The sequence below is a fragment of the Streptomyces sp. SS1-1 genome (assembly GCF_008973465.1).
In the GTDB taxonomy this organism is placed as follows: Bacteria; Actinomycetota; Actinomycetes; order Streptomycetales; family Streptomycetaceae; genus Streptomyces.
This window is the reverse complement of sequence record NZ_WBXN01000004.1, coordinates 3,959,971-3,971,346: the sequence shown is the minus strand read 5'-3', so window position 1 is coordinate 3,971,346 and position 11,376 is coordinate 3,959,971. Positions and strand designations below refer to the sequence as shown.

Here is an 11,376-nt window from a genome sequence, read left to right as displayed (position 1 = left end):
CTCGAACGGTAACCCGACTTCCGCCATTCCTGCCGCCCGGAGTGGCCACCGGCCTTTTCGAGCCTTTCCGGAAGATCGGCCCCCAATTATCGGCCGCGCAGCTCACGAGCCGTTCTCAGAGACGGGAGAAGCCCCAGATGCCGGTGATCAGCGCGAGCACCGAGACCAGCCCCGCGAGCGCCGCCGATGCGACGGGGTTCACACCGTGGGCGACGGGCCGGCCCTGCCGCACCCGCACTACGGTCCATACCGAGAGGCCCCCGCCGAACAGGGCGAACACGACGCCTGTGAAGATCGCCGGCCCGGTTTCCATGGTCCCGCCCGCCCCTCTTTCCCGCCCCTCTTTCCCGCCGCGCGTCCCCACACGCGCGTGCCTCGGCCCGGCGAGGCTGTCAGGCGCGGGGGACGGGCGGGCGAACCCGGGGTGAACGGGAGTCGGCGCGGGGCGCCGGGCGCGCGGTCGTTCCGGGAGGTTGGCCGGTTCCAGGAAGGTTGGCCTGTTTCGCCCGCCTCCCGGCCGCGCCCGGCGTCCCGTCAGCGAGTCGGTTCGAGGAACCCCTGCTCCACCAGCAGCCGGATCTGCGCGGGCGTACGGTCGCGCAGCACCACCGGGTCCTCGCTCATCAGCTGGGCGATGGCGTCCAGGATCCGGCCCGCGGTCAGCGAGCCGTCGCACACGCCGGCGAAGCCCGCGCCGACCGTGTCGACCTGGGTGGCCCGCCGCATGCCCCGGTGCTGCCGCAGCACCACGTGCTCGGGGTCCTCGGCGCCCGGCAGTCCGATCTGCTCCTGCACGACCTCGGCCACCAGCCGGAAGCGGTCCTCCAGCAGCGCGGCGTCGTCCCGGCCGCGCAGATAGTCGAGGCGCTCGAAGTGCGCGCGTACGGTGTCCCCGAGCGGCTGTTCGACGGGGTGCGGCCACTCCTCGACCGTGATCGACGGCTCGGCGGCCGCCGTCCGGCGCAGGGTGATCCAGCCGAACCCGACGGCCTTCACCTTGCGCGCCTCGAACTCGTCCAGCCACGCGTCGTACCGCGCCTGGTACGCGGCCGTGTCCCCGCGGTGGTCACCGGCGTCCCGCAGCCACAGCTCGGCGTACTGCGTGACGTCCTGCACCTCGCGCTGCACGATCCACGCGTCGCAGCCGCGCGGCACCCACGCGCGGACGCGGTCCTGCCAGTCCTCGCCCTCCACGTGCTGCCAGTTGGCGAGGAACTGCGCGTACCCGCCCTCGTTCAGGCGGTCGCCCGCCCCCTGGACGACCGAACGGCACAGGTCGTCGCCGCCCATCCCGCCGTCGCGGTACGTCAGCCGGGCGCCCGGCGAGATCACGAACGGCGGGTTGGAGACGATCAGGTCGTACGTCTCCCCGTCCTCCAGCGGCTCGAACAGCGACCCCTGCCGCAAGTCCGCCGCCGGGGCGCCGGAGAGCGCCAGGGTGAGCGCGGTGATGTGCAGCGCGCGCGGGTTGAGGTCGGTCGCCGTCACGCGCGTGGCGTGCTGCGCGGCGTGCAGGGCCTGGATGCCGGAGCCGGTGCCGAGGTCGAGCGCGGAGGCGACCGGCGTGCGCACGGTGATCCCGGCGAGGGTCGTGGAGGCGCCGCCGACGCCGAGGACGACCTCCTCGGCCGTGTTCCCGATGCCGCCGGCCCCGCCGACCGCACAGCCCAGGTCGGACACGATGAACCAGTCCTCGCCCCCGGGCCCGCCGTAGGGCCGTACGTCGACCGTGGCCCGGACGTCGTCGCCGCCGGACCGGGCCAGCCAGCCGCTCTCCAGGCACGCGTCGAGGGGCAGGACGTCCGCCACGCGCGCGTACGGCACCGGCTGCTGGAGCAGGAACAGCCGTACGAGCGCCTCCAGCGGGGTGTCCCCGCGCGTGGCCCGGAGCGCGGGCACCGTCTCGCTGCGGGCGAGCGCCGCGTACGCGGGCGCGCCGAGCAGCTCGAGCAGCCCGTCGGCGGTGAAGGAGGCCCCGAGGAGGGCCTCCCGCAGACGGGCTGCGACATCCGGCTGCCCGGTGCCGGGCAGTGCGGGGAGGTCGGGCAGGACGGTCGGGGCGGGCTGGGGCCGGCTGGAGTCGCTCACGCCCTCATTGTGACCCGTGCCGCCTCACGGGGCGGTCAGCCGGCGGAGCCGGACTCGACGGCCTGCTTGCAGCCCTCCTGGGAGGTGAGGGCCGTCTTCACGTCACCCGACTCGAGCTTCTTCAGCGAGGCGATGGCGCTCTGACGCTGCGTCTCGACCTGCTTCATCTCGGCGGACACGTCCTTCAGGCCGGACGCGAACTTCCCCTGGTCCTTGGTGTTCAGCCCGTCGACCTGCTTCTTCAGGTCGCCGTAGGCCGTGGAGAGTTCGGTCAGCCGCTTGACGACGTCCTGCTGGTTCTTCGCGCCGTCCTCGACGCCGGGGGGCGCACCGGCGTCACGGATGAGCGTGGCGCGCGCCTTGTAGCCCTCGGCGAGGTCCTGGAAGGCCTTGGAGTCGGCGGCCTGCAGTTCCTTGGGCGTGCTGGAGGTGTCCTTGGCGGCCTTCGTGATCGCGACGTAGGCGGCCGAGATCTTGGCGTTCTGGGCCGGCACCTGGTCGCAGACCTTCTTGGCCCAGGCGTCGAGCTCCTTGTTGCCCTCGTCGCTCGTGCAGCCCGTCAGCGCCAGTATCAGTACCGCACCGCCGGACAGCGAGGCAGCGAGCTTCTTGTTCACCGGTCTGGTCCCTTCGTGGCTCTCGGCCACGGGACCCTACACGGCGGGCAGATGATGACACCGTGCTATTTGCGGCTTTTACTACCTCTTCGCGCCGTTTACACCATGTGAGACAAGCGTCACGGCGTAGGGCCTGAACAAGCGCGGAGCGGGCGGCCGGCACGTCGATGCGCGCCGGGCCGCCCGCCCATGGAGCCGTGCTGCCGTAAGACCGCCTACGAAACCACCGCGGGATCCGCCGGGTTGGACACCCTCTCGGCATTGCCGTCGTCGCCCATCGCGATGCCACGGCGCTTGGAGACGTAGACCGAGCCGACGATCACCAGCAGCGAGGCGATGGCGATCAGCACACGCACGGCGACGTTCTTGTCGTCGCCGTAGCTGAACTGGATGACCGCGGGCGCGATGAGCAGCGCGACCAGGTTCATCACCTTCAGCAGCGGGTTGATCGCCGGTCCGGCGGTGTCCTTGAAGGGGTCGCCGACCGTGTCACCGATCACCGTCGCGGCGTGGGCCTCGCTGCCCTTGCCGCCGTGGTGGCCGTCCTCGACGAGCTTCTTGGCGTTGTCCCAGGCCCCTCCGGAGTTGGCGAGGAAGACCGCCATCAGCGTGCCGCAGCCGATGGCGCCCGCCAGGAAGGCGCCCAGGGCGCCGACTCCGAGGGTGAACCCGATGAAGATGGGTGCCATCACGGCGAGCAGACCGGGCGTGGCGAGCTCGCGCAGGGCGTCCCGGGTACAGATGTCCACGACCTTGCCGTACTCCGGCTTCTCCGTGTAGTCCATGATCCCGGGCCGCTCACGGAACTGCCGCCGCACCTCGTAGACCACGGCACCCGCCGACCGGGACACGGCGTTGATGGCGAGTCCGGAGAAGAGGAACACGACGGCCGCGCCCGCGATGAGGCCGACCAGGTTGTTGGGCTGCGAGATGTCCATCATCAGGTTCATCGGCGCGCCCTCGCCGGTGAGCTTCTCGCCGACGTCCCGCGCTCCGGTGGTGATGGCGTCGCGGTACGACCCGAAGAGCGCCGCCGCCGCCAGGACGGCGGTGGCGATGGCGATGCCCTTGGTGATGGCCTTGGTGGTGTTGCCGACCGCGTCCAGGTTGGTGAGGACCTGGGCGCCCGCGCCCTCGACGTCACCGGACATCTCGGCGATGCCCTGCGCGTTGTCGGAGACCGGACCGAAGGTGTCCATGGCGACGATCACACCGACCGTGGTGAGCAGGCCGGTGCCGGCCAGCGCCACCGCGAACAGCGCCAGCATGATCGACGTGCCGCCGAGCAGGAACGCCCCGTACACGCCGAGGCCGATCAGCAGGGCGGTGTAGACGGCGGACTCCAGGCCGACGGAGATGCCGGCGAGGACGACGGTCGCGGGACCGGTCAGCGAGGTCTTGCCGATGTCCCGCACGGGGCGCCGGTTGGTCTCGGTGAAGTACCCGGTCAGCTGCTGGATGACGGCCGCGAGCAGGATGCCGATGCCGACGGCGACGAGCGCCAGGATCCGCGGGTCGCCGTCCTTGCCCGCGATGGCGGCGTCGGTGACGCCGTCGAGGTCCGCGTAGGACGACGGCAGGTAGGCGAACACGGCGATCGCGACGAGCACGATCGAGATGACCGCGGAGATGAAGAACCCGCGGTTGATCGCGGTCATGCCGCTGCGGTCGGAGCGGCGCGGGGCCACCGCGAAGATGCCGATCATCGCGGTGATCACGCCGATCGCGGGCACGATCAGCGGGAACGCGAGCCCCAGGTCGCCGAACGCGGCCGACCCGAGGATCAGGGCGGCGACCAGCGTCACCGCGTACGACTCGAAGAGGTCGGCCGCCATTCCGGCGCAGTCGCCGACGTTGTCGCCCACGTTGTCGGCGATGGTCGCGGCATTGCGCGGGTCGTCCTCCGGAATGCCCTGTTCGACCTTTCCGACCAGGTCGGCGCCGACGTCGGCGGCCTTGGTGAAGATGCCGCCGCCGACACGCATGAACATCGCGATCAGCGCGGCACCGAGACCGAATCCTTCGAGCACCTTCGGCGCGTCGGCCGCGTAGACGAGCACCACACAGGAGGCGCCCAGCAGACCGAGCCCCACCGTGAACATGCCGACGACGCCGCCCGTGCGGAAAGCGATCTTCATGGCTTTGTGCGATACGGCGGTGAGATCCTTTTCCGGTTCACCTTCCGCGGGGGTCGCTTCCCGTGCCGCCGCGGCGACGCGCACATTGCTGCGCACGGCGAGCCACATTCCGATATAGCCGGTGGCCGCCGAGAACGCGGCGCCGATCAGGAAGAAGACCGATCGGCCGATGCGCTGATTCCAGTCGTCCGCGGGCAGCAGCATGAGCAGGAAGAACACGACGACGGCGAATACGCCGAGCGTGCGCAGCTGCCGGGCCAGATAGGCGTTGGCGCCTTCCTGGACCGCGGCGGCGATCTTCTTCATGCTGTCGGTGCCCTCGCCCGCGGCGAGCACCTGACGCACCAGGACGCCGGCGACGACGAGCGCCGCCAGGGCGACCACGCCGATCACCGAGATGATCACCCGGTTGTCATCCGTCAGTACGGCCGCTGCGAGAGTAGTGGGATGGTCAAGCTGATGAGGGGTAGAAAGCCCCGCCATTCGTCCTCCTTGACGCTTGGGCTGAGCTCAAGATGTGGACGGATTCTAGGTACCGGAACCTGATCAAAACAGATGGCGGTAAGCGGAATTGGCCTTCACATGCCGTTCAGCAAATGATCGACATCCGGCCACGCAACCCGAAAGCGCTAATGCCCCAAAACCATTGACGCCCTGATTGCCCCTTGATCCGATGATCGCGACCTTGATCAATGATCGGACAATAGATCGTGAATTCCTTCACGAATTCGCCGCCGCCATACGATAAAACACGAAGGGGCCCTGCTCAGCAGGGCCCCTTCGGAAGTACGGGGAGGGGTCAGGGCAGCACCACGGTCTGCGGCGCGGTCGGCCACGTCATACGGATCAGGCCGCCGTGCTCGCCCGCCGAGACCTCGACGTCGTCGACGAGCCCGCTGATGACCGCGAGACCCATCTCGTCCTCCTCGGCGTCGGCCTCATCGGCGCCGACGACCCGCTCACCCGGAACGGTGTGCGGGGCCTCGTCGCCGACCTCGATGGAGAACTGTTTCTCCTCCTCGATCAGCGCCACCTTCACCGGTGCCGTGATGCCGACGCTCTGATGCAGTCCGACGGCACGGCTGCACGCCTCGCCCACGGCGAGCCTGACCTCGTCCAGGACGGCCTCGTCCACTCCGGCCCTGCGCGCCACCGCTGCCGCCACCAGACGGGCGGTCCTGACGTGCTCGGGCAGCGCGCTGAAGCGGAGTTCAACGGTGGCCATGCATCCCCCTCGGAACTTCGGGCGTGCTGTCAGGGGGACCGGGCCGCCGAAAGCCCAGTCCCCCGTCTCCTACCACTTCCCAGCCCGGGCACACGTCACCGCGCCCCCGGGTGTGCGGTGACTCAGTCGGTCGCCGCCACCGCTTCCTCGACCGAGGTGTGGATCGGGAACACCTTGGTCAGGCCGGTGATACGGAAAATCTTGAGAATGCGCTCCTGGTTGCAGACCAGGCGCAGTGAGCCCTCATGGGCACGCACACGCTTCAGGCCGCCGACCAGCACGCCGAGCCCGGTGGAGTCGAGGAAGTCCACGCCCTCCATGTCGACGACGAGGTGGAAACTCCCGTCGTTCACCAGCTCGACCAGCTGCTCGCGCAGCTTGGGCGCGGTATATACGTCGATTTCGCCACCGACCTCGACGACCGTACGATCGCCGACGGTACGGGTCGACAGGGACAGGTCCACGGATCCTCCAGCACCTTGCTATCGAGCGGTCGCCCCTCGGGACACCTCGGCTTGCAACCCCAAGGACGAGTTCGCCAGCCGCGATGGCATTCAATCACTTACCGGCAGGCGTGCACGACGCCTTGGTCCCATTGTCCGTCACGCCAGTGACACACTCGGTGCCGATGGCCGAGAATCTCCGATCCGATCGATCCCCGACGGGCCCCGTCTCCCGGGTGGACCCGGGAGCGGTGCTGGGCCGACTCGCCTCGGGGCCGAGTCGGGCTTCGCGCATCACTCATACGGAGCATGTGCCCCCGCGAGCGGGCCGCCATGCCGTCTGGCCCGACCGGATCCGCGCCGAGGTCATCGCCGCCGTGCAGCGCGCCGGGATCGAACATCCCTGGGCCCACCAGGCACGCGCCGCCGAGCACGCCCTGGACGGCGAGTCCGTGGTCGTCGCCACGGGCACCGCCTCCGGCAAGTCCCTCGCGTACCTCGTGCCGGTCCTCTCGACGCTCCTGGACGGCTCCGAGGCCCCGAACGGACGCGGCGCCACCACGCTGTACCTGTCGCCGACGAAGGCCCTCGCGGCGGACCAGTGCCGCTCCGTGAAGGAACTTTCACATCCACTGGGCAATGCGGTCCGCCCGGCCGTGTACGACGGCGATACTCCGTTCGAGGAACGCGAGTGGATCCGCCAGTACGCGAACTACGTCCTCACCAACCCCGACATGCTCCACCGGGGCATACTCCCGTCGCACCCGCGCTGGTCCTCCTTCCTCAAGGCGCTGAAGTACGTCGTCATCGACGAGTGCCACACCTACCGCGGTGTCTTCGGATCCCACGTCGCCCAGGTGCTGCGGCGTCTGCGCCGCCTGTGCGCCCGCTACGGCTCCTCCCCCGTCTTCCTGCTGGCCTCCGCCACCGCCGCCGAGCCCGCCGTCGCGGCGCGGCGCCTGACCGGGCTGCCCGTGGTGGAGATCGCCGACGACGCCTCCCCGCGCGGCGAACTCGTCTTCGCCCTCTGGGAACCGCCGCTCACCGAGCTCCAGGGCGAGAAAGGCGCACCCGTCCGGCGTACCGCCACCGCGGAGACGGCGGACCTCCTGACCGACCTCGCGGTGCAGGGCATCCGCTCGGTCGCCTTCGTCCGCTCCCGGCGCGGCGCCGAGCTCATCTCGGTCATCGCGCAGGAACGGCTGGCCGAAATCGATCGTTCGCTCGCCGGGCGTGTCGCGGCCTACCGGGGCGGCTACCTCCCCGAGGAGCGCCGCGCCCTGGAACAGGCCCTGCACTCCGGGGAACTGCTCGGCTTGTCCGCCACCACCGCCCTGGAACTCGGCATCGACGTCTCCGGCCTGGACGCCGTCCTGATCTCCGGCTACCCCGGCACCCGCGCCTCCCTGTGGCAGCAGGCGGGACGGGCCGGCCGCTCCGGGCAGGGCGCCCTGGCCGTCCTCGTCGCCCGCGACGACCCGCTGGACACCTACCTCGTCCACCACCCCGAGGCCCTCTTCGACCGCCCGGTGGAGTCGACGGTCCTCGACCCCGACAACCCGTACGTCCTCGCGCCCCACCTGTGCGCGGCGGCCGCCGAGATCCCCCTCACCGAGGAGGACCTGGCCCTCTTCGGCCCCGAGGCCGAGGGGCTGCTGCCCCAGCTGGAGGCCGCGAAGCTGCTGCGCCGCCGCACCCGGGCCTGGCACTGGACCCGCCGGGAACGGGCCGCCGACCTCACCGACATCCGCGGCGAGGGCGGACGCCCGGTCCAGGTCGTCGAGGCCGGCACGGGCCGCCTGCTCGGCACCGTCGACGCGGGCGCCGCGCACACGAGCGTGCACGAGGGCGCGGTCCATCTGCACCAGGGCCGCACCTACCTCGTCCGCTCCCTCGACCTCGAGGACTCGGTCGCCCTGGTGGAGCAGGCGTCCCCGTCGTACTCCACGGTCGCCCGGGACACGACGGCCATCTCCGTCCTCGAGACCGAGACCGAGATCCCGTGGGGCGACGGCCGCCTCTGCTACGGCTCCGTCGAAGTCACCAACCAGGTGGTCTCCTTCCTCCGGCGCCGGCTGATCACCGGCGAAGTGCTGGGCGAGACGAAACTCGACCTCCCTCCTCGGACGCTGCGCACCCGCGCGGTGTGGTGGACGGTCACCGAGGACCAGCTCGACGAGGCCCGGATCAACCCGGAGATCCTCGGCGGCGCCCTCCACGCCGCCGAACACGCCTCGATCGGCCTGCTGCCCCTCTTCGCGACCTGCGACCGCTGGGACATCGGCGGCGTGTCGATCCCGCTGCACCCCGACACGCTGCTCCCGACGGTCTTCGTCTACGACGGCCATCCCGGCGGCGCCGGCTTCGCGGAGCGCGCCTTCCACACGGCCCGCGCCTGGCTGACGGCCACCCGTGAGGCCATCGCCTCCTGCGAGTGCGAGGCCGGCTGCCCGTCCTGCATCCAGTCCCCCAAGTGCGGCAACGGCAACGACCCACTGCACAAGCGGGGAGCGGTACGACTGCTGACGGTGCTGTTGCGGGGGGCTCCGGAGGCCGAAGTGGGGGCGGCGCAGGCCGAAGCGGGGGTGCAGGCCAAAGCGGGGGCGGAGGCGGAGGGCGCCGACGGGGAGGCAGCAGCTTCGACTGGAGGGACCTCCTCCGCTCCGGGCGAGGGCGCTTCTCCGGCTCCGGGCAAGGGGGACTCTCCGGCTCCGGACGAGGAGGAGGCGCGGGCGTAGGCGGTGGGGGGCGGGCGGTGGGTGGCGGCTTCAACACCCGCGCCCGTCCCTCCAGGGAGCCTCCTACGGCTCCCCGGCACCCGGAGTGTCTCCCGGGCTCGGGCCAGGCGCACCCGGTCCCCCAGGGCCCGCCCGAGCCCGGACCTTCGCGGTGAACGGGCCCCGCCCCGACGCAGCCGTCACGTCCGACACGTCGCCCACCACCGCGCACCGCACGAGCCGCGCCCCGCTCGCCTCAGCAACCCGCTCCGCCCGAGCGCATGCCCCGGCCGTGCCCTCCGCCCAGTGGTCGGCCGCCGCGAGGGCCGCCAGATCCGCACCGCCCGCCGCACGGTGCCGGATCACCACCGCATGCCCGAGAGCCAGCACCACGCCGAACACAACACACAGAACGGCGATCAGGCCGAGGCTCCAGGCGGTGGCCGATCCCCGGTCGGAACCGGGACCTGTCCAGGACGCCCCGAAACGGCGCCTCCGCCCGCACCCCGCGCTCACGACTCCACCCCCACCCTCTCCTCCGCCGCCGCCACGGCCTCCTCCCGCACCTCGAAGGGCAGCCCGCGCAGCACCGGCGGTCTCGCCACCACGACCACCCGGACCACGCCCCCTTCCCGGGCGACCGTGACCTTCGCCCCGTCCGGTGCGACGTCTCCGGCCACCTCGATGACGGCGTCGTCCGGGTCCTGCCGGGCTGCCGCGCGGGCCCCGGTGCGGGCGGCATCCACGCACTGGATCTGCGCCGCCACCGCGAGCAGCCCCCACACCAGCGCCATGGCGAACATCACGAGCACCGGCAGCACGACAGCCGACTCGGCCGTCACGAACCCCCGATCCGACCCGAGCACTCCGCCCCGGCCCTTCCTGTGCCCCGCGGGGGCCCCACGGGCCGGACGACCGCCCGGCCCGCGTCGGCCTCCCCGCTCATGCCCCGCCATCGAGCGCCCGCTTCACGATGCCCTGGAGCTCCTCGCTGACCTCCCCGCTCGTCACGACCTTGTAGAGCACCACGGCGAAAGCCACCGCCGCCACGATGCCCATTGCGTACTCGGAGGTGACCATCCCCGCGTCCCTCCGCGCCGCCCGCGCCCTGCCCACCAGGGCCGCCATCCGTGCCCGTACCGCCTTGAACATCCGTAACCCCCGTAAGGTCCGCTTCTGTTGATCCAGGTCCCACACACATCCACGCTCGACGCGCTCTCACCACGCATCCGCGCCGCGCGTCCTCACCGCGCGTCCACCGCGCGTCCTCACCGCTCACCCCGTCACGTGCCGCCTCCTCCCAGCACACCGCCCGCCAGCCCGATGACCACGGGCGCCACCCCGACCGCGATGAACGCGGGCAGGAAACACAGGCCCACCGGCGCGGTGACCATGACGGCCGCTCTCCTGGCCCGCTCCGTCGCCGCACGTGTCCAGTCCGCGCGGGCCTCCGCAGCGAGCCGTGCGACCGGTCCGGCCGCCGGGAGACCGGAGACACCGGCGCGTTCCAGCAGCCGCGCCAGCGCCGCCGCCCCCGGTATCGAGGCCAACCGCCGCCACGACTCCCCCGGTTCACCACCGAGACGGCACTCCGCGGCACCCCTCGCCAGCGCATCCCCGACCGGCCCGCCCAACGCCTCGCCCACGGCCTGCGCCGCCACCACCGGACTCGCGCCGGCGGCGATGCAGGCCGCCAACAGGTCCGCTGCGAGCGGGAGTCGGCGCGACACCTCACCCGCGTCGACCGCGTCCACCTCCGCGCCCGCCGCGCCTCCACCGGAGCCCTGTCTCCGACGCCACCACCAGAGGCCGCCGGCCCCGGCCGCCCCGACCACCAGCCCCGCCAGACCACCCACCAGGGCCCAGCCGGCCATCCCGACGGCCGCGACGGGCGCCCAGCGCCGTATCCCGCGCCGCACGTCGAGGCGTCTACGAGCCGGTGCCAGGACGGCCCTCCTCATCAGCCCCACCAACCGCCCCCGGACCCTGCGCTCCCGGCGCACGTCCGCCCACCACCGCACCAGCCACCCGGCGATCAGAACCGCCCCCACAGCCATCCCCAGCCTGTGGGCAACTTCCCCGCTCACACCACCGCCCCCTTCCTGCCCGTCCGTCTCGGACCCGTCCTGTCGGACCTGCCCCTGTCCA

At 71.7% G+C, this 11,376-nt stretch carries 11 protein-coding genes; 1 reads left to right on the top strand and 10 read right to left on the bottom strand.

Annotated features, from left to right (window positions below; genetic code table 11):
- Positions 1–115: 115 nt before the first annotated feature.
- The 6 genes from F8R89_RS19570 to bldG form a co-directional block, all read right to left on the bottom strand.
- Positions 116–313: a hypothetical protein gene (locus F8R89_RS19570; RefSeq protein WP_151785176.1), complete on the bottom strand. Its 198-nt coding sequence runs from the start codon at positions 311–313 to the stop codon at positions 116–118.
- Positions 314–534: 221 nt separating this feature from the next.
- Positions 535–2,088 (bottom strand): methyltransferase, encoded by a 1,554-nt coding sequence (locus tag F8R89_RS19565; protein WP_413251261.1) that lies wholly within the window; start codon positions 2,086–2,088, stop codon positions 535–537.
- 35 nt (positions 2,089–2,123) lie between these two features.
- Positions 2,124–2,705 (bottom strand): small secreted protein, encoded by a 582-nt coding sequence (locus tag F8R89_RS19560; protein ID WP_192806174.1) that lies wholly within the window; start codon positions 2,703–2,705, stop codon positions 2,124–2,126.
- A gap of 215 nt (positions 2,706–2,920) precedes the next feature.
- Positions 2,921–5,326, bottom strand: a complete 2,406-nt coding sequence (locus F8R89_RS19555) for a sodium-translocating pyrophosphatase (RefSeq protein WP_151785174.1) — start codon at positions 5,324–5,326, stop codon at positions 2,921–2,923.
- A gap of 316 nt (positions 5,327–5,642) precedes the next feature.
- Entirely contained in the window at positions 5,643–6,068 is a 426-nt protein-coding gene (locus tag F8R89_RS19550) for an ATP-binding protein (RefSeq protein WP_151785173.1), read from the bottom strand.
- A 122-nt stretch (positions 6,069–6,190) separates the two neighbouring features.
- Positions 6,191–6,532, bottom strand: coding sequence for an anti-sigma factor antagonist BldG (gene bldG, locus F8R89_RS19545; protein ID WP_003975386.1), 342 nt, complete (start codon positions 6,530–6,532; stop codon positions 6,191–6,193).
- A gap of 83 nt (positions 6,533–6,615) precedes the next feature.
- Here bldG and F8R89_RS19540 point away from each other — a divergent pair, with 83 nt between their 5' ends.
- A complete protein-coding gene (locus F8R89_RS19540) occupies positions 6,616–9,249 on the top strand; it encodes a DEAD/DEAH box helicase (RefSeq protein ID WP_225994442.1) in 2,634 nt (877 codons plus the stop codon).
- A gap of 63 nt (positions 9,250–9,312) precedes the next feature.
- Here the strand turns inward: F8R89_RS19540 and F8R89_RS19535 are convergent, their stop codons facing one another.
- The 4 genes from F8R89_RS19535 to F8R89_RS19520 all read right to left on the bottom strand — a co-directional run bounded on the left by F8R89_RS19535 (position 9,313) and on the right by F8R89_RS19520 (position 11,315).
- Entirely contained in the window at positions 9,313–9,744 is a 432-nt protein-coding gene (locus F8R89_RS19535) for an Rv3654c family TadE-like protein (protein WP_151785172.1), read from the bottom strand.
- Entirely contained in the window at positions 9,741–10,184 is a 444-nt protein-coding gene (locus tag F8R89_RS19530) for a TadE family type IV pilus minor pilin (protein WP_151785171.1), read from the bottom strand. The genes F8R89_RS19535 and F8R89_RS19530 overlap by 4 nt, the downstream gene beginning before the upstream one ends.
- Positions 10,171–10,380: a DUF4244 domain-containing protein gene (locus F8R89_RS19525; RefSeq protein ID WP_151785170.1), complete on the bottom strand. Its 210-nt coding sequence runs from the start codon at positions 10,378–10,380 to the stop codon at positions 10,171–10,173. Before F8R89_RS19525 ends, F8R89_RS19530 begins: the two co-directional genes overlap by 14 nt.
- A gap of 131 nt (positions 10,381–10,511) precedes the next feature.
- Positions 10,512–11,315 carry a type II secretion system F family protein gene (locus F8R89_RS19520; protein WP_151785169.1) on the bottom strand — a complete coding sequence of 268 codons (804 nt, stop codon included), beginning with the start codon at positions 11,313–11,315 and terminating at the stop codon, positions 10,512–10,514.
- Between the last annotated feature and the right edge of the window lie 61 nt (positions 11,316–11,376).

Coding starts and splice junctions, on each gene's coding strand:
- F8R89_RS19540 (WP_225994442.1), top strand. CDS start 6,616: ATGGCATTCAATCACTTACCGGCAGGCGTGCACGACGCCTTGGTCCCA.
- F8R89_RS19555 (WP_151785174.1), bottom strand. CDS start 5,326: ATGGCGGGGCTTTCTACCCCTCATCAGCTTGACCATCCCACTACTCTC.
- F8R89_RS19530 (WP_151785171.1), bottom strand. CDS start 10,184: ATGGCGGGGCATGAGCGGGGAGGCCGACGCGGGCCGGGCGGTCGTCCG.
- F8R89_RS19570 (WP_151785176.1), bottom strand. CDS start 313: ATGGAAACCGGGCCGGCGATCTTCACAGGCGTCGTGTTCGCCCTGTTC.
- F8R89_RS19525 (WP_151785170.1), bottom strand. CDS start 10,380: ATGTTCAAGGCGGTACGGGCACGGATGGCGGCCCTGGTGGGCAGGGCG.
- F8R89_RS19550 (WP_151785173.1), bottom strand. CDS start 6,068: ATGGCCACCGTTGAACTCCGCTTCAGCGCGCTGCCCGAGCACGTCAGG.